Below are 19,224 nucleotides of genomic sequence, written 5' to 3' on the forward strand. Positions count from 1 at the left end.
GCCGTTCATCTTGCGTTGCAGCAGAAGATGGTCCAACCCGCCGTGTTAGGCATGGGGCAGTGTTCACTCCTGCAAGCGGACGGATACAGATGGGCAAGTGGGTCTACTCCTTCGGTGACGGCAAGGCCGAGGGCCAGTCGTCCATGCGCAACCTCCTGGGCGGGAAGGGCGCGAACCTCGCGGAGATGTCGAATCTCGGTCTTCCGGTACCACCCGGTTTCACCATCACGACCGAAGTCTGCACGTACTATTACGACCACGGACAGCAGTATCCGGACGAGCTGAAGAGCCAGGTCAAGGCCGCCCTGGACGCCGTCGGCGCGCTCACCGGACGCGGCTTCGGCGATCCGGAGAACCCGCTCCTCGTCTCGGTCCGCTCGGGCGCCCGCGCCTCGATGCCGGGCATGATGGACACCGTGCTCAACCTCGGCCTCAACGACATCACGGTCGAGGCCCTGGCGCAGGGCGCCGGCGACCCGCGCTTCGCCTACGATTCCTACCGCCGCTTCATCACCATGTACTCGAACGTCGTCCTCGGCGTGGAGCACCACGCCTTCGAGGAGGCGCTGGAGTACTACAAGGAAGGCAAGGGCGTCAGCCTCGACACCGAGCTCGGGGCCGAGGACTGGAAGCACCTCGTCGGCAAGTACAAGGCCATCGTGAAGGCCGAGCACGGCGCCGATTTCCCGCAGGCCCCCGAGGACCAGCTCTGGGGCGCCATCGGCGCGGTGTTCGATTCCTGGATGATTCCGCGCGCGAAGAAGTACCGCGAGCTGAACAGCATTCCGGAGAGCTGGGGCACGGCCGTCAACGTCCAGGCCATGGTGTTCGGCAACATGGGCGACACCTCGGCCACCGGCGTCGCCTTCACCCGCAACCCGTCCACCGGTGAGCGCGCCCTCTACGGCGAGTTCCTGATCAACGCCCAGGGCGAGGACGTGGTGGCGGGCATCCGCACCCCGCAGGACATCACCGAGAAGGCCCGCATCGAGGCGAAGTCCGACCGTCCGTCGATGGAGCTTGCCATGCCCGACTCCTATGCGGAGCTGGTGCGGATCTACGGCCTCCTCGAGAACCACTACCGCGACATGCAGGACATGGAGTTCACCATCGAGAGCGGGAAGCTCTGGATGCTCCAGACCCGTAACGGCAAGCGCACCGCCAAGGCGGCCCTGCGGATCGCCGTCGATCTGGCCGCGGAAGGCCTGATCACCGAGGAGGAGGCCATCGGCCGCGTCGAGCCCGCCGCCCTCGATCAGCTCCTGCACCCGACCATCGACCCGAAGGCCGAGCGCAAGGTCATCGCCGCCGGCCTGCCGGCCTCGCCGGGCGCCGCCACCGGCGAGATCGTCTTCAACTCCGAGGATGCCGAGGCCGCTCGCAAGGCCGAGCGCAAGTGTATCCTGGTGCGCGTGGAGACCTCGCCGGAGGACATCCACGGCATGCACGCCTCCGAGGGCATCCTCACCACCCGCGGCGGCATGACCAGCCACGCGGCCGTGGTGGCCCGCGGCATGGGCAAGCCCTGCGTCTCCGGCGTCGGCTCGATCCGCGTGGACTACAAGGCCGGCACCCTCTCGGTCGCCGGGACCACCCTGAACGCCGGCGACAAGATTACCATCGACGGCTCGACGGGTCAGGTTCTCCTCGGCGAGGTGGCGATGCTGGAGCCGTCCCTGTCGGGCGAGTTCGCCACCCTCATGGGCTGGGCCGACAAGGTGCGTACCATGAAGGTCCGCACCAACGCGGACACCCCGACCGACGCGCGCGCCGCCCGCAACTTCGGCGCCGAGGGCATCGGCCTGTGCCGCACCGAGCACATGTTCTTCGAGGGTGACCGCATCGTCGCCGTGCGCGAGATGATCCTCGCCGACGACGTGGAGGGCCGCCGCGCGGCGCTCGCCAAGATCCTGCCCTACCAGCGCCAGGACTTCGTCGAGCTGTTCACGATCATGTCGGGCCTGCCCGTCACGATCCGCCTCCTGGATCCGCCGCTGCACGAATTCCTGCCGCATACCGACGAGGAGGTCCGCGACGTCGCCACGAGCACGGGCGTCTCGGAGGACAAGCTGCGCCGCCGCATGACGGAGCTGCACGAGTTCAACCCGATGCTCGGTTTCCGCGGCTGCCGCCTCGCCATCGCCTTCCCGGAGATCGCCGAGATGCAGGCCCGCGCGATCTTCGAGGCTGCCGTCCAGGCCGCCAAGGAGACCGGCGCGCCCGTCACTCCCGAGGTGATGGTGCCGCTCGTCTTCACCAAGATGGAGTTCGACATCGTCAAGGCGCGCATCGATGCCATGGCGAAGGCCGTCGCTGCCGAAACGGGCGGCACGGTTGATTACCAAGTCGGCACGATGATCGAGCTGCCCCGGGCTGCGCTCCGGGCCGGCGACATCGCCGAGACGGCGGAGTTCTTCTCCTTCGGCACCAACGACCTGACGCAGACCGCCCTCGGCATCTCCCGCGACGATGCCGCGACCTTCCTCGGCGCCTACACGCAGAAGGGCATCCTGGCGGCGGATCCGTTCATCAGCATCGATCAGGAAGGCGTCGGCGAACTCGTGCGCATCGGCGTGGAGCGCGGCCGGGCGGTTCGTCCCGACATCAAGCTCGGCATCTGCGGCGAGCACGGCGGCGACCCGGCCTCGGTGGCGTTCTGCCAGGACGTCGGCCTCGACTACGTGTCGTGCTCGCCCTACCGGGTGCCGATCGCCCGTCTCGCGGCCGCCCAGGCGGCTCTTGCCGCCAAGGCAGCAAAGGCTGCCAAGTAGGATCGCACGAGGGGCCGCGGCGACCCGCACAGTGTCGCCGCGGCCCGACGATGACGGATCGGGACGGCCGCGCGCCGTCCCGGGTCAACGGTCGAACGAACCGTTCAACAAATTGTCGAAAACGCGGCGAACCGATTCCGCGCGGGCACGTTCAGTGCTAGTGCCAAACCATGACGCGCAGGCAACCCTGCTGACTGGGGCGGCAGCCAACGCGTGGGATCGCCGGCATGAACGACACCAGCCCACCCCCCCTGTTTCTCAATGAAAGTCCCGTCGCTGTCCCGCTGCCCCGCGTGATGCAGCAGGCGTATCTCTGGATCGTGGCCGGCCTGAGCGGCCTCGCCACCATCGTGCTGTTCGTCTTCGCCGTCGCCACGCAGAGCGGGGCCGATGCCGAGCGGATCGCCGGCGCGCAGGGGAGCGGACGCTCGAACCTCGCGACCCTGGTCGGCAGCCTGGCGGCGATGCACGGTCGTCCCGGCGCGCTCTGACGCCCCCGCTTAACCGCTCCGCAACCATACCGCACGATAGTTGAACGCAACGGCCGCTTCCGTGTCCTCCTGGGACCGGCGGTGTGAGCGTTTGGCATCCTGGTGCGAGTCGGTTGCGTGGGTAGGAAACAGGTACGGCGCGCGTCGCATCTGCGCTGGCTCAGCGCGGCGATGACTCCCTGGGCGGCGGGCATCGGGCTGCTCGTCTCCTTCACCGCCACGGCCGGCACGGACATGGCGCCGGGCTCCGCCGGGCGCGCGGCCGGTCCGGCTCGGCTCCTCGCGACGGCCTCCCCCGGGGCCCGGCTTGCGGGGACGGAGACGCGCTCGCACGCGCCGCACCGGGTCTACACCCGCGGCACCACCGAAGGCCTTCTCTACGCCGAGGGCCGGGGCGACGCCCTCGTCGTACGGACGAGCCTCGCGGAGCCCGTGAGCGGCTTGCTGGAATCAGGATCGGCGACCTGGAATCCGGACCTCGATGCCGGCTTCGTACCACCCCCCGACCTCGGCCTCGATGCGAGCGGGGAGAGCGAGGGCTCGGTGATCGCGGTGGAGGATGGGGCGACCCCCGCCATTCCCCGCGCGGAAGCGCTCTCCTCGACCACCCCGGCCCCGGCCGATGCGACGCCGATCGAGATCGCCGCCGCGAGCCTCGTCTTCCCAGGCCTGTCGCCGCGGGGATCCCAGGCGGATGGCGCCACGCCGGGTGCGGCCGTGCCCCCGGACGTCGCACGCCACCGCTACGCCGACCTGATCGGTCCCGACGCCATGGACCGCGAGCAGCGCTGTCTCGCCGAGGCCGTGTACTTCGAGGCGCGCAGCGAATCCGAAGAGGGGCAGGCGGCGGTCGCCCAGGTCGTCCTCAACCGAGTGAAGAGCGGTCTCTATCCCAGCAACGTCTGCGGCGTCGTCTATCAGAACCGCCACCGCTACATGGGCTGCCAGTTCTCCTTCGCCTGCGAAGGCAAGTCCCTGCGCATCGCCGACGGGCCGTCCTGGCAGAACGCCACCCGGATCGCCAGCGCGGTCATTGAGGGGCGCACCTATCTAAGCGAAGTCGGCGGAGCGACCCATTACCACGCGGACTACGTGAAACCAGGCTGGTCACGGCGCCTGAAGAAGATGGACGTCATCGGGCGGCACATCTTTTACCAGCTCAAGCGCGGTCAGACCTGATTTTCTCGACAGTTCCGCGTGTTTTTACCTAAGCAGTGAAACTTCTAAGTAGTCCTAAGCTTGGGTTAATTTTACCTTGAGTCTCGATACAGCTTGATCGAGCGGCAACTTGGCGGCCTCTGGAACGTCGAGATGCGCGCGGGCTTCGCGCGCCATCCCGTCCTATCCAGCGTTTCGAGCCGAGGAACCCGTCATGACCACGCCGGTCGCAGCCCGTATCAGTCTCGCCGCCATCGCGGGCGCCGTCATCACCCTGTCCTCCGCCCAGGCCGGCGGCTGCGGCGGCGCCGAGTGCTACCGCCACGTCAACACCCCTCCGGTCTACGGCGCGGTGTCCGAGCAGGTCCTCGTCCGCCCGGCCGAGACCGTCTACCGCACCATTCCTCCGGTCTACGAGACCGTCTCGGAGCGTGTTCTCGTGGCGCCCGGCGGCCGGGTCTGGCAGACTCGTCGGGATGCCTATGGTGAGCTGATCGGTTGCTGGGTGGACGTGCCGCCGCAATATTCCGTCCGCCGCCGCCGCGTCCTCGTGCAGCCCGCGCAGACGATTCCCGAGACCCTTCCGCCGCAATACGCCAGCGTCCGCCGCCGGGTCCTGGTGCAGCCCGCCCGGTCGGGCTGGGTCCCGGCCAATTACGGCCAGGGCGGCTATCCCGGCGCCTTCGGCCCCAGTCTCGCCGTCGGCTCGATTCCCGACGCCTTCGGCATCACCGGTGCCAGCTCGGCCGATGTCGGCGTCGGCCTCGGCTTCTCCTCCGGCAGCATCTACGACGGCTACTGAGCCCTTCGTCGCCGACCCTTCTCCGGCTCCGGACGCCAGCGGCGCCCGGGGCCGCTTGATTCGGACCGTCCGTGCCACACCTCAGTCCCGTCAGTGGAGGCGTGCCATGGGTCGGTTCAAGGCTTGGGTCATCGAGAAGACCGAGACGGGGCAATCCATCGCCTTCCAGGATTTCGACGACGCCGACCTGATGCCGGGCGACGTCACGGTCCGGGTCACCCACTCCACGGTGAACTACAAGGACGGGCTGGCGATGACCGGCAAGTCGCCGGTGGTGCGCCGTTTCCCCATGATTCCCGGCATCGACTTCGCCGGGATCGTCGAGACCTCGGATCATCCCGACTACCAGCCCGGCGATGCGGTGGTGCTCACCGGTTGGGGCGTCGGCGAGACCCATCTCGGGGCCTATGCGCAGCGCGCCCGGGTCAAAGGCGACTGGCTGGTGCCGCTTCCCCAGAGCCTGAGCCCCGCCCAGGCGATGGCGATCGGCACCGCCGGTTATACGGCGATGCTCTGCCTGATGGCCCTCGACCACCACGGCGCGACTCCGTCACAAGGACCGGTTCTCGTTACCGGCGCCTCGGGTGGCGTCGGGTCCGTGGCAGTGGCCTTGCTGGCGCAGGCCGGCTGGCACGTCATCGCCTCCACCGGCCGCGATGCGGAATCCGACTACCTGCGCGGCCTCGGTGCCTCGGAAATCCTCGACCGCGCGGAGCTGAGCCAGCCCGGCAAGCCGCTGGCCAAGGAGCGCTGGGCAGCGGCGGTGGATGCGGTCGGATCGGTCACTCTTGCCAACGTCCTGGCGGGGACGAAGGTGGACGGTGCGGTCGCCGCCTGCGGTCTGGCGCAGGGCATGGACCTGCCGACCTCGGTCGCCCCGTTCATCCTGCGCGGTGTCTCTCTGCTCGGCATCAACAGCGTGACGACGCCGCAACCGAAGCGCCGGGCGGCCTGGGACCGGCTCGCCCGGGAGCTCGATCACGACAAGCTGGCGGCGATGACCCAGACGGTGCCGCTGGCCGGCGTCGATACGGTGGCACGGGCGATCCTCGAAGGCCGGGTCCGGGGACGCACGGTTGTCGAGGTCGCCTGAGCATGACGGAACGTCGGGCAGGCGCCGGGCGTTTCCCCGATCATGAGCCAAGCATTCGTCCGTGAGCGTGAAGGTGAAGCGGTGTTCGAGGATCTTCCCGAACGCCAGATCTCGTCGCACCCGAATTTCGTCACCGCCGAGGGCCTGGCCCATATCGAGGCGGAGGTCGCACGCCTTCAGGCCGCGTTCTCGGCCCTGACGCCCGAGGCCCAGGCCGACGTGGCCCGGGTGAACCGCGATCTCGCCTATTGGACCGCCCGGCGCAGTTCCGCGCAGTTGGTCGAGGCGGAGCCGGGCGACGTGGTCCGCTTCGGCTCGATGGTGACGATCCTGGCCGAGGACGACAGCCGCCGCACCTACCGGATCGTCGGCGAGGACGAGGCCGACCCGGCCCAAGGCACGATCTCCTATGTCTCGCCGATGGCGCGCGCGCTGACCGGCAAGGTCGCCGGCGATGTGGTCGAGGTGAACGGGCACGAGAGCGAGATCCTGGAAATCGCCTGATGGGGTCTCGTAAATCGGGTCAGGGCGCCGTGGCCAGGGCCCGAATGACGCGCAAGAAAAAAGGCTCGGATTGCTCCGAGCCCGAGAGGGGAAAAGGCCATTGGGGGCTGAACTGGCCTTCGTACGGGGAAAACACGCCCCCGGCGGCTTGGTTCCAGCGCATCCCGAAAAAATTTCAGCGCGGCGCCGCGGCCCTCCGAAGCCGGTCGTTGATCGCTTCGCCAAGACCCCGCTCCGGAATGGGCGCCACCGCGATCACCGGCGCCCCGAGGCCGTCGAGCTGGCGCAGGGCCGAGAACAGCCGGGCCGCGGCCTCGGCGAGATCCCCTGTGGGACTGAGGTTGAGGCGCGCCTGCGCCGCATCCGCTCCCGGGAGCGGATGCGGTCCGAACAGCAGCGCAACTTCGTCCGGTGCGGCGGCGGTCGCCTCGAGGCGGACCTGCGCCCGCGGCGCGTAGTGGGAGGCGAGGAGTCCCGGGCCGACCGGATGGGCCGTGTCCCCCCGCTCCGGGCCGGCCAGGGCGAAGCCAAGGCGCGCTTCCAGCGCCTCCCGTGTGACGCCCCCGGGCCGCAGCAGCCGGGGCACTCCGCCGAGACAGGCCACCACGGTGGATTCGACGCCGACCGGTGTCTCGCCGCCATCCAGCACGGCAGCGATCCGGCCCTCGAGGTCCGCCAGGACGTGATCGGCGTTGGTCGGGCTGACGCGTCCCGAACGGTTGGCGGAAGGCGCGGCGACGGGACGCCCGACCTGCGCCAGCAAGGCCCGGGTCAGGTCGGGCGCCGGCACCCGGAGGGCGACGCTCGGCAGGCCGGCCCGAGCGAGGTCGCAGACGCGGCAGCCCGGCGCGGAAGGCACCACTAGGGTCAGAGGGCCGGGCCAGAACGCCGCGGCGAGACTGCGCGCCGCGTCGTCGAAAAAGCCCTGGGCGAAGGCAGCCTCCGTGTCAGCTAGATGCGCGATCAGCGGATTGAAGCGCGGCCGCGCCTTGGCGGCAAAAATCTTCGCGACCGCCGCCGGGTCGGTGGCATCGGCCCCGAGGCCGTAGACCGTCTCAGTGGGGAAGGCCACGACCTGCCCGGCCCGGAGCAGGGACGCGGCCGCCGCGATCCCGGCGGCGTCCTCGGTCAGCCGACGCGTCGCCACCGCCGGGATCGCGTCGTCGGGGATTGACCCGAGATTGTTCATATCTAAACTATCTTCACTGGCGCCCCTTCGGCGGGGAAAGCCTGGGCCTAGCGCCCGTCCGGGCCATGCGTCAAACACGGGGCGACACGCGTCGATTCAACCAAGGCGCGGGAGGAAGCAACATGACCTATCGCGCTCCGGTGGCCGACATGCTGTTCGCCCTGCGCCACGTGGCCGGGCTCGACGCTGCCCTGGCGGCCGGCCTGCACGGCGACCTCGCCGTCGACGACGCGGAAGCCGTCCTGGCCGAGGCCGGCAAGGTCGCCGAATCGGTCATCGCCCCCCTCAACCAGGTCGGCGACCGGCACGGCACGCCGCTCAAGGACGGTGCCATCACCACCCCGCCGGGCTGGCGCGAAGCCTACCGGACCTGGATCGCCGGCGGCTGGAACGGCCTCAGCGCCGACCCCGACCATGGCGGGCAAGGCCTGCCCCTCGTGCTCAACGCCGCCTGCAACGAGATGTGGAACGCAGCGAGCATCGCCTTCGGCCTCTGCCCGCTCCTCACGGCGGGCGGGATCGAGGCCCTGGCCCAGCACGGCTCGGACGACCTCAAAGCGCGTTACCTCGCCAAGCTGATCTCGGGCGAATGGACCGCGACCATGAACCTGACGGAGCCGCAGGCCGGCTCGGACCTGGCCCTGCTGCGCAGCCGCGCCGAACCCCTTGGGGACGGTCGCTACGGCATCGTCGGCGCGAAGATCTACATCACCTACGGCGAGCACGACCTCACCGACAACATCGTCCACCTCGTGCTGGCCCGGCTCAAGGACGCGCCCGCCGGCACCCGCGGAATCTCGCTGTTCCTCGTGCCCAAGATCCTGCCGGACGGCAGCCGCAACGACCTGCGCTGCTCCGGCATCGAGCACAAGCTCGGCATTCACGGCTCGCCCACCTGCTCGATGGCCTTCGGCGACGATGGCGGCGCCGTCGGCTGGCTGATCGGCGAGGAGAATCGCGGGCTCGCCTGCATGTTCACGATGATGAACTCGGCTCGCCTCAACGTCGGCCTCCAGGGCGTCGGCATCGCCGAGCGGGCCTACCAGCAGGCGCTGGGCTATGCCCGCGACCGGCGTCAGGGCAAGGCGCCCGGCGCCCCCGAGACCAGCCCCATCGTCGACCACGCCGACGTGCAGCGCATGTTGCTGACCATGAAGGCCTTCACCCAGGCCGCGCGCGGCATCTGCTACCTCACCGCCGCCGCCCTCGACGCGGCGGAGGGCCCGGAAGGGCAGGGGGCGCATGACCGCGCCTCGCTGCTGACGCCGGTGGCCAAGGCCTTCTCCACCGACATCGCCAACGAGGTGACCTCGCTGGGTGTCCAGGTCCATGGCGGCATGGGCTTCGTGGAGGAGACCGGCGCCGCCCAGCACATGCGCGACGCCCGCATCCTCGGCATCTACGAGGGCACGAACGGCATCCAGGCCATCGACCTCGTCGCCCGCAAGTTGCCGCTCAACGGCGGGGCGACGGTGCGGGCGCAGATCGCGAGCCTGCGCCGGACCGCCGAGGGCTTCCTCAAGGATCCCGATCCGGCCTTCGGCAGCCTCGGCGCCCGGCTGCGTGCCGGCATCGAGAGCCTCGACCGGGCGACGAGCTTCCAGCTCAAGGCCCTCGCGTCGAACCGGCCGGAGGCGGCGCTGGCGGGCGCGACGCCGTACCTGCGCCTGTTCGGCCTGGTCCAGGGGGGCGCCTGCCTCGGTCGCCAGGCGCTCGCCGCCCACGCGGCGCTCAAGGCGGGGGACACCGATCCCGCCCATGCGGGCCGGATCGCGCTGGCCCGGTTCTTCGCCGACAACCTGCTGACCGCCGTGGGCGGCCTGGAGGAGAGCGTCGTCGCGGGTGGGCGCTTCACCGAGGACGCCGCCCTCGCCCTGGCGAGCTGATCCGGCCCCGCCGAGCGTCGCACTCGCGCGGATCGAACACCATCCAGGAGGGCAGGGCACCATGAGCGAGCACATCGCGATCGCGGATACCGCCGACGGCGTCCGCCTCATCCGCATCGACCGGCCCGAGAAGAAGAATGCGCTGACCGGCGCCATGTACGACGCCCTGCGCGCCGCCCTGGTGGAGGCCGACGAACACGATGCGATCGGCGCCGTGGTGTTCGCCGGGGCGCCGGGCGCCTTCAGCGCGGGCAACGACCTCGCCGATTTCGTCGCGGGCGCGAGCAAGCCGTTCCGCGAGGCGCCGGCCCTGCAGTTCATCCGCCAGCTCGCCCGCACGCGCACGCCGATGATCGCGGCCGTGGACGGGATCGCGGTGGGGATCGGCACGACCCTGACCCTGCACTGCGACCTCGTCTATGCCAGCCCGGCGGCCCGCTTCCGCATGCCCTTCGTGGAACTCGGCCTCGTGCCGGAGGCGGCGTCGAGCTACCTGCTGCCGCGCCGGGTCGGGCTCCTGAAGGCCACGGAGATGCTGCTCCTGAGCCAGCCCTTCGACGCGGACGAAGCGCTGGGTCTCGGGCTCGTCAACGGGGTGATGCCGGCCGGGCTGCTGCTGGAGCATGCCCGTGCGCAGGGCGCGCGCCTCGCCGGGCTGCCGCGCGGGGCGGTGCAGGCGACGCGGGCGCTGATCCGGGGCGACCAGGCCGCCCTGGACGCCGCCCTGGAGGCCGAGGCCGTGGCCTTCGAGGAGCGCCTGCGGTCGCCCGAGGCCCAGGCCGCCTTCGCGCGCTTCCTCGGCCGGGCCAAGCCGGCGTGACCCCCGCACCGGACCTGCTGCGCGGAAAGATCTGCCTCGTCGCCGGCGCCTCGCGCGGGGTGGGACGCGGCTTGGCGCGGGGGCTCGGCGAGGCCGGCGCCACCGTCATCGTCACCGCCCGGTCCAGCGAGACCGGGCCACGCACGGAGGGGCGGCCCGAGACCATCGAGGATACCGCCCGCGCGGTCGATGCCGCCGGTGGCGAGGGCCATCACTACCTCTGCGACCACACCAGCGAGCGCGCCGTCGACACCCTGGTCCACTGGGCCCTGCGCCGGTTCGGGCGCATCGACGTGGCGGTCTCCAGCGTCTGGGGGGGCAACGAGGGTTATGACGGCGAGCGCTACGCCGATGGCGCCGCCTGGGGCACGCCGTTCTGGCGCCGCTCGGCCGAGCCGTTTTCGGACTTCTTCGGGAGCGGCCCCTATCCGGCCCTCCTCCTCGCCCGCGCCGTCGCCCCCGCGATGGTCTCGGCGAAATCCGGCCTCATCGCCTTCGTCTCGTTCGACACCGCGCCGGGCTATCTCGGCGACATCTTCTACGACCTGACCAAGGCGGCCACGAACCGGCTGGCCTTCGCCTGCGCCGAGGAACTGGCGCCGCACGGGGTCACGGCGCTCGGGCTGTCCCCCGGCTTCGTGCGCACCGAGCGCGCCGTCGACATCGGCCATGCCGACCGGGCGACGGAGACCCCGCTCTATGCCGGCCGGGCGCTGGCCGCCCTGGCGGCCGACCCGGCCGTGGCGGCGCGGGCCGGGCAGATCCTCCATGCGGGCGACCTCGCGGCCGAATACGGCTTCACCGATGCGGACGGCACGCAGCCGGCCCGGTTCCAGATCAACGCCGAGGAGAGCTGAGACATGAGCGATTCGCTGCAGGGCAAAACCCTGTTCATCACCGGGGCGTCCCGCGGCATCGGACTCGCCATCGCCCTGCGGGCGGCCCGCGACGGCGCCAACATCGCCATCGCGGCCAAGACCGACGCGCCGCATCCCAAGCTGGCGGGCACCATCCACACCGCCGCCGCCGCCATCGAGTCGGCGGGCGGCCGGGCGCTGCCGCTCCTGGTGGATGTCCGCGACGAGGACAGCGTCGCCTCCGCCATCGCCCGGACGGCCGAGACCTTCGGCGGCATCGACATCGTGGTGAACAACGCCAGCGCGATCGCGCTGACCCGGACGCCCGAGACCGAGATGAAGCGCTTCGACCTGATGCATGGCGTCAACACGCGCGGAACCTACATGGTCAGCAAGTACGCGATCCCGCACCTCGCCAAGGCAGAAAACCCGCACATCGTCATGCTGTCGCCGCCCCTCGACATGGCGGAGAAGTGGTTCGCGCCGCACCTCGCCTACTCGATCGCCAAGTACGGCATGTCGCTCTGCGTGCTCGGGCTCGCCGGCGAGCTCAAGCGCCAGGGCATCGCCGTGAACGCTCTCTGGCCGCGCACCACCATCGCCACGGCGGCGGTGCAGAATCTGCTGGGCGGAGAGGCGCTGATGCAGGCGAGCCGCACGCCCGAGATCCTGGCCGACGCCGCCCACGCGCTGTTCCGCCTGCCCGCCCGCGCGGTGACGGGCCGCTTCCTCATCGACGACAGCTTCCTGGCGGAGCAGGGTGTCACGGACTTTTCAAAATACCGGGTCACACCCGGCATTCCTCTTGCGCCGGACTTCTTCGTGCCGGATGCGAGCACACCGCCTCCCGGGGCCTTCGCCTGAGACATCCCGCGTGATCTTCATCCACCAGCCGGTCGCCGGCGCCGGGCAGACCCTGCTCGAGCGCCGTTCCCTCGAATTGCAGGAGCCGATCCCCGACGACACCGTCTGGCTCGACATGGTGCGGCCGAGCCGGGAGGAGGACCTCAAGGTCGAGGTCTTCATGGGCATCTCGGTGCCGACCCGCGAGGAGATGAAGGACATCGAGCCCTCCGAACTCCTCTACGTCGAGGACGGGGCGCGCTACATGACCGGCCGGGTGCTGAGCAAGGTCAGCGAATCCGAGGAGCCGGGGCTGGCCGGCATCACCTTCATCCTGCGCGGCAGCCGCCTCGTCACGGTGCGCTACGAGGAGCCGCAGGCCTTCCGGATGTACACCCAGCGGGCCGGCCGCTCGACGGGCAACGGCCCCTCGGCCGTGCCCTCGGGCGAGACCATCCTGGCCGGGCTGATCGAGACGGTGATCGACCGGGCGGCCGACGTGCTCCAGCTCCAGGGGGAGCGCATCGACCGCCTCTCGGGCAAGATCTTCGAGGAGAAGGAGGACCCGAGCGCCCGCAACACCGCGTTGCAGGACACCCTCCGGGCGCTCGGGCGCCACGGCGACCTGATCTCGAAGCAGCGCGAGAGCCTCGTCTCGATGGAGCGCATCCTGCTCTCGCTCTCGGCGACCTACCGCACCGCCAAGGCGCCGCGCGAATTGCGCGAGGACGTGCGCTCCACCCTGCGCGACCTGCAGTCCCTGGAGGAGCACGCCACCTTCCTGTCCTCCAAGATCCAGTTCCTCCTCGACGCCACGCTCGGCCTCGTGAACCTGGAGCAGAACAACATCATCAAGCTGTTCTCGGTCATGGCGGTCGTGTTCATGCCGCCGACCCTGATCGCCTCGATCTACGGCATGAACTTCAAGGCGATGCCCGAATTGGATTGGGGATTCGGATACCCGATGGCGGTCGTGATGATGGTCGTGGCGGCTGTCCTTCCATACGTGTTCTTCCGCTGGAAACGCTGGTTGTAGCGAGTATCCGATGCATCCTGTTAAGGATGCCGATGCAATGTAATCGCACTTGGCATGATCCGGAGGGCGGATGCATGCTCTTGGAGCGGTTCCATGACCTTCAAGACCCTGACCATCCGCACTCGGTTGGTTGCCAGCTTCGCGATCATCACATTCTTCATCGTCGCAATTGGCTGGCTTGGAATGTCCGGTGTCGGACGGATCAACGCACTACTCACCGCCGTCCAGACCAATTGGCTTCCGAGCGTGCAGGTGAGCGGTCGGATCGACGTCGCCCTGGCCCGCTACACCACGAGCCTGCTGCGCGTGACGCAGACCACGGATGCCGGCGACCAGGCCAAGATCGAGGCCGACATGACCAAGCGCCGGGAACAGGTCGGCGCCCTGTCCAAGAGCTACGAGCGCCTGATCAGTTCGGATGCGGAGCGCGGGCATTTCCAGGCCTTTAGGCGGGAGGTCACCACCTTCTTCGGCGTGGCCGACCGGATCGTCGCCGCCGCCCGCACCGCCCCGAAGGGCGAGGCTTACGCCCTCTACCTCTCCGACGGCGTCGAGCCGCGGCGGCGCGCCTCCACCGCCCTGGAGAAGCTCATCGAGATCAACGACGCCGGCGCCGCGCAGGCCGAGGCGGAGGGCGTCGCCCTCGCGGCCCAGACGACGTCGATCGCGCTGGCGGCCCTCGGCGTGGCTGTCGTGCTCGCGGTCCTGCTCGCGACCCTGATCATCCGCAGCGTCACGCGGGGCATCGACTCGGTGGTGCAGCCGATGACGGCGCTCACCGCCGGGAACCTCGCCGTGACGGTCCCGCACCAGGGCACCGGCACCGAGATCGGCCGCATCGCCGACGCCGTCCAGGTCTTCAAGGAGAGTCTGATCCGCATGAAGGCCCTCGAGGCGGACACGGCCTCGGCCCGGGCCGGGGCCGAGGCCCAGCGCCGCCAGGCGATGCAGGAGATGGCCGACGGCTTCGAGCGTGCCGTGGGCGGCATCGTGGACTCCGTGGGCAGGGCCGCGAGCGAGTTGCAGGCGACCGCCCAGGCCATGAGCGGCACCGCGAGCGAGACCGCCGGGCGTTCCCTGTCGGTGGCCGCCGCCGCCGAGGAGGCGGCCTCGAACGTCGAGACGGTGGCGGCGGCGGCCGAGGAGCTCGGCTCCTCCGTGCAGGAGATCGGCCGCCAGGTGCAAGGCTCGGCCGAGCTCGCCGGCGCCGCCGTGTGCGAGGCCGGCACGACCGCCGCCCTGGTGCAGGAACTCAGCGGCGCGACGGCGCGGATCGGCGACGTGGTCAAGCTGATCTCCGACATCGCCGGTCAGACCAACCTCCTCGCGCTGAACGCCACGATCGAGGCGGCCCGGGCCGGCGAAGCGGGGCGCGGCTTCGCCGTGGTTGCGACGGAGGTGAAGGAACTGGCCGGGCAGACGGCCCGGGCCACCGACGAGATCAGCACGCAGATCGCGCGGATCCAGGGCGCCACGGCCGAGAGCGTGCACGCCATCGACGCCATCCGCGGCCGGATCGACGAGATCAGCGCGGTGGCGACCACCATCGCGGCGGCCGTCGAGGAGCAGGGCGCGGCGACCCAAGAGATTGTGCGCAACGTCGCGCAGGCCGCCACCGGCACGGGCGAGGTCACGGCCAACATCGCTGGCGTGGCGGGAGCGGCCGAGGAAACCGGCGCCGCGGCGAGCCAGGTCCTGGCGTCCGCCTCGGCCCTCGCGCGCCAGTCCGACCATCTTGGCCAGGAGGTCGGCCGCTTCCTCGCCGGCGTCCGCGCCGCCTGAGACCGGCGACGCGCCCCCGGGGGATCCGTCGCCCCGGGGGGCCTGAGCCCCTTGCCCATCGGGTCGAATTTGCGGATCGTCCGCGGATGTGTGGACGCTTCTTCATCGCCCAGGCTCCGGACATCTTCCGGGCCTTCTACGGCTATCCCGAGCTGCCGAACTTCCCGCCCCGGTACAACGTGGCGCCGACCCAGCCGGTGCCGGTGGTGCTGTCCGAGGGCGGGCGGCGCCGGTTCCGGCTGGTGCGCTGGGGTCTGTGGCCGAGCTGGGTCAAGGACCCGAAGGACTTCCCCCTCGTCATCAACGCCCGGTCCGAGACCCTGCGGGAGAAGCCGACCTTCCGCGGCGCCCTGCGCCACCGCCGCTGCGTCTTCCTGGCCGACGGGTTCTACGAGTGGCGCCGGGAGGGGACGGGCAAGGCCGCGACGAAGACCCCCTACATGATCCGCCGCGCCGACCGGGCACCGATGGCGCTCGCGGGCCTTTGGGAAAACTGGCTCGGGGCCGACGGCTCGGAGGTCGACACGGCGGCCGTCGTCACAACGGACGCGAACGGCACGATGGCGGCGGTGCACGACCGCATGCCGGCGATCCTCGCGCCGGACCAGATCGATTCCTGGCTCGACACCCGCGACACGGAGCCGGACGCCGCGGTGAAGCTGTGCCGCCCCTGTCCCGCCGACTGGCTCACGCTGGACCCCGTCAGCGCCCGGGTGAACGACGCCCGCATTGATGCGCCGGACCTCATCGAGCCCCTGGCCCGGCCGCAGAGGGGCGAAGCCGGGCGGTCTGCCCCGCCCGCCGCGCAGCCGCGCTCCAGCGACGAGGATGCGCAGGGTGCCCTGTTCTGAAGGGGGACCCTCGGGACGACGCCGTCCTTGCGTTCGGCCCCCAAAGGTCGCATCGCTCCCGCGGCCCGGCCGGGCGTTCAGGAGAGCACAGCATGACGGCGGAAGAGATCGACCAGATGAACCGGGCGCGAGACAGCCTGGCTCGTCAGCGCGCTGCGCTCGCCCGGCGGATCGGCAGCAGCGAGGTCGCGGCGCCCTCGGCGGCCGAAGACCTCACCCGCATCCTCCTTGCCATCGAGGCCGTGGACCGGGCGCTCGTGGATGCCGGCCGACCCTACCTGCGTCCCGAGAGCTGAGAGCGCGGGCGATGGACGAGACCCGGGATGCGAACGGCACCAAGCTCGCCGACGGCGACGCGGTGACGCTGATCAAGGACCTGAAGGTGAAGGGAACTTCGACGACCCTGAAGCGCGGTACGCTGATCAAGAACATCCGCCTGACCGACGATCCGTCGGAGATCGAGGGCAATGCCGAGAAGGTGAAGGGCCTCGTGCTGAGGGCCGAATTCCTCAAGAAGGCCTGAGGCGGGGCCTCGCCGGCCCCGCACCGCAGGCCGGCCTGGCGAGCGCCTACTCGTCGGACGCCGTGGAGACGCGGGCGGGCGAGCGGGTCAGGCTGCGGATCGCCCGCAGGGGACGACCGGATTTCTCGGAAATGGCGCGGTCCTGGTCCTCGATGAGCTGGCGGGCCGGCTCGTCGCCGTCGAGGCCGCCGAGGATCTCCATGGGGACGCGCCGGTTGGAGGCGCGGGACTCGTCGTCATAGACGACGTCGAACAGGACGGAGCCGCGCTCCTGCGGTTTCGACTTGGTACGCTTGGCCATGACGGGACGGTGCTCGAACTGCAGGGGTGGGGAAGAGACGCCGACGGCCACGGATGGGCGGGGCGGGTGCGCGTACATCCGGCGTCACCCAGGCCCGGCCTCGTGGCCGTCTCCGATCGAGCGACGCGGGGTCGCGATCGGCATCTGTCTTAAATGGTCTCGCCGTTCCCGCTTGGCAACCCGTTTCGCCGGGTCGCACCGCCTGTCCGCCCGGCCCGGTGTCTGGCACGATGCATGCGCCGCGGAACGGCCGGGCCGGCGTGGCGGCCCCGGCGCACGCCAGATCCGACGGACACGTCGAGTGCCACGGAGCCGGGAGACCGCATGACCGACACGCGACCGCTGACGCGCTTCTCCGTCGAACCGTTGAGCCGGATGACGCGACACCTCTCGGCCGTGGCCTCCGGCCGCGCGGAGCCCGACAGCGTCCTCACCGGCGCCCGCCTGCTCTCGACCTACTCGGAGCGCATCCTGCCGCATCGCGAGGTCTGGATCGCCGGCGGGCGGATCGCGGCGGTGAAGCCGGCGGGAACCTACCGGGGCAATGCGCCCCGGCGCGACCTCGGCGGCGGGCTCCTCGCGCCGGGCCTCGTCGACCCGCACCTGCACATCGAGAGCAGCATGGTCACGGCCTGTGCCTATGCCGAGGCCGCGCTCCTCAACGGCACCACCACGATCGTCTGCGACAGCCACGAGATCGGCAACGTCCTCGACGCCGACGGCATCGCCTGGATGCTGGAGGATGCCCGCGCGGCGCCCCTGAACATCTACCTCACGGTGCCCAGCACGGTGCCGGCGACCTCGCCCGAACTGGAGACCGCGGGCGGCGACCTCGATGCCGCCAAGATCGCGGCCCTGTTCGATGCCTGGCCGGAGGCGATCGGCCTCGGCGAGAAGATGGATTTCGTGGCGGTCTGCGAGGGCGATCCCCGCGCCCATGCCATCATCCAGGCCGCCCTGGAGCGCGGTCGCCCGGTCTCGGGCCACATCTATGGACGCGACTTCGTGGCGGCCTACGCCGCCAGCGGCGTCACCGACACGCACGAGGCGATCGACCGCGACATCGCCGACGACCTCCTGGAGGCCGGAATCTGGATCTACCTGCGCGGCGGCCCGCCGACCACGCCCTGGCACAGCCTGCCGAAAGCCATCGGCACCATCCTGGATTACGGCGCCGCGGCCAAGCGGATCTGCGTCTGCACCGACGACCGCGACGCGCAGGATCTCCTCGCCTTCGGCCTCGACTGGGTCGTGCGCGAGGCGGTGCGCATGGGCGTCCCGAAGGTCCAGGCCTGGTCGATGGGCTCGCTGCACCCCGCCGCCCGCTACGGCCTCGATGGGGAGATCGGCGGCTTCGGCGGCGGGCGCCGGGCCGACCTCGTGCTCCTCGACGACGACCTCGTGCCCCAGTCCACCTGGTACGGCGGGGAGCTCGTGGTCGAGGAACGCCGGATCACGCCGTTGCTCGACGCCGCGCTGTCGCGACCCTACCGCTACCCCGCGCCGGCCTACGCCACCATGCACCTGCCCGACCCGCTGCCGGCCCTGACCCCGGACCTGCCGACAGGCCCATGCCGGGTCAACGCGATCCGCACCACGCTGCCGGGCATCGAACTCACCCACGAGATCGTCGACCTCGTGCCCGGACCGGACTGGCCGTCGACCCTCGGGGCCAACGATCTCTGCTTCGTCACCGTGATCGAGCGCCACGGCCGGGCCGGCAACGTCGCCCACGGCTTGCTGCGGGCCTTCGGGCTGAAGCGGGGCGCGGTGGCGAGCAGCGTCGGCCACGATTCGCACAACGTCATCGTCGCCGGCCTGAACGAGGGCGACATGCGCGTCGCCCTCGATGCCCTCGGCGCGATCCAGGGCGGCGTCTGCGTGGTGGAGGACGGGGCCGTGGTCGCCCTGGTGCCGCTGCCGGTGGCGGGGCTCCTGTCGGACAAGCGCGTCACCGCCGTGGCCGAGGAAGTCCAAATCCTGAAGGAGGCCTGGGACCGGGCCGGCTGCACCATTCCGTATATGGGCTTCAACCTCATCCCGCTCTCGGTGATCCCGGAGATCCGCATCACCGACAAGGGTCTCGTCCTGGTGCCGGGGATGCGGATCGTGCCCCTGTTCCAGGCGGCCTGACGTTTTCCCGCTCCACGCGCGGGAACCAGGGCGGGGTCTCCCCGTTGTCAGGCAGGTCTCAACAGCCTCTCGATCCTCCCAAGCTTACACAGCCTGCATGCCGTGATCGGCGCGCGGGCTGTTTCTTTGTCCCGGGCTTACCCGGACTTGGGATCGCCCGACGATCGGGTGGACGGAAGGGGCG

General features: G+C 70.5%; 18 protein-coding genes. 16 read left to right on the forward strand and 2 right to left on the reverse strand.

Features of this window, described 5'->3' with window-relative positions; translation table 11 throughout:
* The first annotated feature begins 89 nt into the window (after positions 1–89).
* From ppdK to greA, 6 genes are all read left to right on the forward strand, one after another.
* On the forward strand, positions 90–2,771 hold the full coding sequence (ppdK, locus tag ASG51_RS01690; RefSeq protein ID WP_056378621.1) for a pyruvate, phosphate dikinase: 2,682 nt from the start codon (positions 90–92) through the stop codon (positions 2,769–2,771).
* A gap of 227 nt (positions 2,772–2,998) precedes the next feature.
* Positions 2,999–3,262: a hypothetical protein gene (locus ASG51_RS01695; RefSeq protein ID WP_156389523.1), complete on the forward strand. Its 264-nt coding sequence runs from the start codon at positions 2,999–3,001 to the stop codon at positions 3,260–3,262.
* A 171-nt stretch (positions 3,263–3,433) separates the two neighbouring features.
* Positions 3,434–4,441 (forward strand): cell wall hydrolase, encoded by a 1,008-nt coding sequence (locus ASG51_RS01700; protein ID WP_056354195.1) that lies wholly within the window; start codon positions 3,434–3,436, stop codon positions 4,439–4,441.
* 193 nt (positions 4,442–4,634) lie between these two features.
* Positions 4,635–5,222, forward strand: coding sequence for a hypothetical protein (locus ASG51_RS01705; protein WP_056211346.1), 588 nt, complete (start codon positions 4,635–4,637; stop codon positions 5,220–5,222).
* A gap of 106 nt (positions 5,223–5,328) precedes the next feature.
* Positions 5,329–6,315 carry an MDR family oxidoreductase gene (locus tag ASG51_RS01710; RefSeq protein WP_056378625.1) on the forward strand — a complete coding sequence of 329 codons (987 nt, stop codon included), beginning with the start codon at positions 5,329–5,331 and terminating at the stop codon, positions 6,313–6,315.
* Positions 6,316–6,357: 42 nt separating this feature from the next.
* Positions 6,358–6,819: a transcription elongation factor GreA gene (gene greA, locus ASG51_RS01715; RefSeq protein ID WP_056378627.1), complete on the forward strand. Its 462-nt coding sequence runs from the start codon at positions 6,358–6,360 to the stop codon at positions 6,817–6,819.
* A 175-nt stretch (positions 6,820–6,994) separates the two neighbouring features.
* Here the strand turns inward: greA and ASG51_RS01720 are convergent, their stop codons facing one another.
* Positions 6,995–8,008, reverse strand: coding sequence for an L-threonylcarbamoyladenylate synthase (locus ASG51_RS01720; protein ID WP_056378629.1), 1,014 nt, complete (start codon positions 8,006–8,008; stop codon positions 6,995–6,997).
* Between the two features lie 122 nt (positions 8,009–8,130).
* Here ASG51_RS01720 and ASG51_RS01725 point away from each other — a divergent pair, with 122 nt between their 5' ends.
* The 9 genes from ASG51_RS01725 to ASG51_RS01765 all read left to right on the forward strand — a co-directional run bounded on the left by ASG51_RS01725 (position 8,131) and on the right by ASG51_RS01765 (position 16,606).
* Complete coding sequence (locus ASG51_RS01725; protein ID WP_056378632.1) at positions 8,131–9,894, forward strand: acyl-CoA dehydrogenase; 1,764 nt, start codon at positions 8,131–8,133, stop codon at positions 9,892–9,894.
* A gap of 61 nt (positions 9,895–9,955) precedes the next feature.
* Positions 9,956–10,714 carry an enoyl-CoA hydratase-related protein gene (locus ASG51_RS01730; RefSeq protein ID WP_056211355.1) on the forward strand — a complete coding sequence of 253 codons (759 nt, stop codon included), beginning with the start codon at positions 9,956–9,958 and terminating at the stop codon, positions 10,712–10,714.
* Positions 10,711–11,571, forward strand: a complete 861-nt coding sequence (locus ASG51_RS01735; protein WP_056378634.1) for an SDR family NAD(P)-dependent oxidoreductase — start codon at positions 10,711–10,713, stop codon at positions 11,569–11,571. Before ASG51_RS01730 ends, ASG51_RS01735 begins: the two co-directional genes overlap by 4 nt.
* A gap of 3 nt (positions 11,572–11,574) precedes the next feature.
* A complete protein-coding gene (locus tag ASG51_RS01740; protein ID WP_056211359.1) occupies positions 11,575–12,435 on the forward strand; it encodes an NAD(P)-dependent oxidoreductase in 861 nt (286 codons plus the stop codon).
* Positions 12,436–12,445: 10 nt separating this feature from the next.
* Positions 12,446–13,450: a magnesium transporter CorA family protein gene (locus ASG51_RS01745; protein WP_056211361.1), complete on the forward strand. Its 1,005-nt coding sequence runs from the start codon at positions 12,446–12,448 to the stop codon at positions 13,448–13,450.
* A gap of 93 nt (positions 13,451–13,543) precedes the next feature.
* Entirely contained in the window at positions 13,544–15,232 is a 1,689-nt protein-coding gene (locus tag ASG51_RS01750) for a methyl-accepting chemotaxis protein (RefSeq protein WP_056378635.1), read from the forward strand.
* Positions 15,233–15,318: 86 nt separating this feature from the next.
* Complete coding sequence (locus ASG51_RS01755) at positions 15,319–16,083, forward strand: SOS response-associated peptidase (RefSeq protein ID WP_056378637.1); 765 nt, start codon at positions 15,319–15,321, stop codon at positions 16,081–16,083.
* 92 nt (positions 16,084–16,175) lie between these two features.
* Positions 16,176–16,379, forward strand: a complete 204-nt coding sequence (locus ASG51_RS01760; protein WP_056211367.1) for a hypothetical protein — start codon at positions 16,176–16,178, stop codon at positions 16,377–16,379.
* Positions 16,380–16,390: 11 nt separating this feature from the next.
* A complete protein-coding gene (locus tag ASG51_RS01765) occupies positions 16,391–16,606 on the forward strand; it encodes an alkylphosphonate utilization protein (protein ID WP_056378640.1) in 216 nt (71 codons plus the stop codon).
* A 46-nt stretch (positions 16,607–16,652) separates the two neighbouring features.
* Here ASG51_RS01765 and ASG51_RS01770 read toward each other — a convergent pair whose 3' ends face one another.
* Positions 16,653–16,907 carry a hypothetical protein gene (locus ASG51_RS01770; protein ID WP_056211374.1) on the reverse strand — a complete coding sequence of 85 codons (255 nt, stop codon included), beginning with the start codon at positions 16,905–16,907 and terminating at the stop codon, positions 16,653–16,655.
* Between the two features lie 324 nt (positions 16,908–17,231).
* On the opposite strand from ASG51_RS01770, the gene ASG51_RS01775 reads away from it, so the two are divergent.
* Positions 17,232–19,040, forward strand: coding sequence for an adenine deaminase C-terminal domain-containing protein (locus ASG51_RS01775; protein WP_056378642.1), 1,809 nt, complete (start codon positions 17,232–17,234; stop codon positions 19,038–19,040).
* The last annotated feature ends 184 nt before the right edge of the window (positions 19,041–19,224 follow it).

Origin of the sequence: Methylobacterium sp. Leaf465, assembly GCF_001424705.1 — a bacterium.
GTDB lineage: Bacteria > Pseudomonadota > Alphaproteobacteria > Rhizobiales > Beijerinckiaceae > Methylobacterium.

What these genes read in the sequence shown, in the direction of transcription:
- ppdK (WP_056378621.1), top strand. Translation starts at nt 90, where the DNA reads ATGGGCAAGTGGGTCTACTCCTTCGGTGACGGCAAGGCCGAGGGCCAG.
- ASG51_RS01695 (WP_156389523.1), top strand. Translation starts at nt 2,999, where the DNA reads ATGAACGACACCAGCCCACCCCCCCTGTTTCTCAATGAAAGTCCCGTC.
- ASG51_RS01700 (WP_056354195.1), top strand. Translation starts at nt 3,434, where the DNA reads ATGACTCCCTGGGCGGCGGGCATCGGGCTGCTCGTCTCCTTCACCGCC.
- ASG51_RS01705 (WP_056211346.1), top strand. Translation starts at nt 4,635, where the DNA reads ATGACCACGCCGGTCGCAGCCCGTATCAGTCTCGCCGCCATCGCGGGC.
- ASG51_RS01710 (WP_056378625.1), top strand. Translation starts at nt 5,329, where the DNA reads ATGGGTCGGTTCAAGGCTTGGGTCATCGAGAAGACCGAGACGGGGCAA.
- greA (WP_056378627.1), top strand. Translation starts at nt 6,358, where the DNA reads ATGAGCCAAGCATTCGTCCGTGAGCGTGAAGGTGAAGCGGTGTTCGAG.
- ASG51_RS01720 (WP_056378629.1), bottom strand. Translation starts at nt 8,008, where the DNA reads ATGAACAATCTCGGGTCAATCCCCGACGACGCGATCCCGGCGGTGGCG.
- ASG51_RS01725 (WP_056378632.1), top strand. Translation starts at nt 8,131, where the DNA reads ATGACCTATCGCGCTCCGGTGGCCGACATGCTGTTCGCCCTGCGCCAC.
- ASG51_RS01730 (WP_056211355.1), top strand. Translation starts at nt 9,956, where the DNA reads ATGAGCGAGCACATCGCGATCGCGGATACCGCCGACGGCGTCCGCCTC.
- ASG51_RS01740 (WP_056211359.1), top strand. Translation starts at nt 11,575, where the DNA reads ATGAGCGATTCGCTGCAGGGCAAAACCCTGTTCATCACCGGGGCGTCC.
- ASG51_RS01750 (WP_056378635.1), top strand. Translation starts at nt 13,544, where the DNA reads ATGACCTTCAAGACCCTGACCATCCGCACTCGGTTGGTTGCCAGCTTC.
- ASG51_RS01755 (WP_056378637.1), top strand. Translation starts at nt 15,319, where the DNA reads ATGTGTGGACGCTTCTTCATCGCCCAGGCTCCGGACATCTTCCGGGCC.
- ASG51_RS01760 (WP_056211367.1), top strand. Translation starts at nt 16,176, where the DNA reads ATGACGGCGGAAGAGATCGACCAGATGAACCGGGCGCGAGACAGCCTG.
- ASG51_RS01765 (WP_056378640.1), top strand. Translation starts at nt 16,391, where the DNA reads ATGGACGAGACCCGGGATGCGAACGGCACCAAGCTCGCCGACGGCGAC.
- ASG51_RS01770 (WP_056211374.1), bottom strand. Translation starts at nt 16,907, where the DNA reads ATGGCCAAGCGTACCAAGTCGAAACCGCAGGAGCGCGGCTCCGTCCTG.
- ASG51_RS01775 (WP_056378642.1), top strand. Translation starts at nt 17,232, where the DNA reads ATGACCGACACGCGACCGCTGACGCGCTTCTCCGTCGAACCGTTGAGC.